Origin of the sequence: Rhizocola hellebori, from assembly GCF_016862955.1 — a bacterium.
GTDB classification, from domain to species: domain Bacteria; phylum Actinomycetota; class Actinomycetes; order Mycobacteriales; family Micromonosporaceae; genus Rhizocola; species Rhizocola hellebori.
Map to the genome: position 1 here is coordinate 1 of NZ_BONY01000198.1, position 787 is coordinate 787.

Below are 787 nucleotides of genomic sequence, written 5' to 3' on the forward strand. Positions count from 1 at the left end.
GTTGCGTAGTACCAGTGAGTTGACGAAGAAGCCGACGAGTTCGTCGAGGGTGTCGTCGGGCCGCCCCGCCACGACGGTGCCCAGCGGAATATCGGTTCCGCAGCCCAACCGGGTCAGCAGCATGGCGATCGCCGTCTGGGCCACCATGAACAAAGTCGCGTCGTGGGTACGGGCAAGTCTGCGCAAAGCCGAATGCGTTGCCGCATCGACCTTCAGGTCCACCCTGCCCGCTTCATGGGAGGAGTGTGACGGCCGCGCGAAGTCGGTGGGCAGCGGCAGCTCTTCAGGCATCCCGTTGAGGGTCTGCCGCCAGAACCGGATCTGGCGGCTGATCTCGCTGTCGGGGTCGTCGTCCGCGCCAAGCAGCTCGCGTTGCCACAAGGTGTAGTCGGAGTATTGGACAGGCAAGGGTTCCCATTGCGGGGTCTGCCCGGCGCATCGTGCGATGTAGGCGGTGGACAGGTCGCGGCTCAGCGGTCCCATCGAAGCGCCGTCACCGGCGATGTGGTGCATGGTGAGCACGAACAGATGCTCGCGTTCGCCGATGCTGAACAGCCGTGCCGCCAAGGGCAGATCCACCGAAAGATCGAAGGCTAGCGCCGAGGCCTCCTTCACTGCGGCGTCAACCTGTTCCGCGGCAACGGTTTCGTGTTTGAAGTCGACGCGTGCTTGCGCTACCGGGATCACCTGCTGCACCGGTTCACCGTCGATTTCGACGTAGACGGTGCGTAGCACCTCGTGGCGTGCCACCACATCGCCGATCGCGGCCCGAAGCGCGTCGGCGTTC

1 protein-coding gene is annotated in these 787 nt (G+C 64.8%); it reads right to left on the reverse strand.

Annotated elements, in window-relative coordinates; all coding sequences use genetic code 11:
• The coding region (locus tag Rhe02_RS49495; protein ID WP_239124583.1) for a condensation domain-containing protein at positions 1–787 on the reverse strand (787 nt) is incomplete at both ends.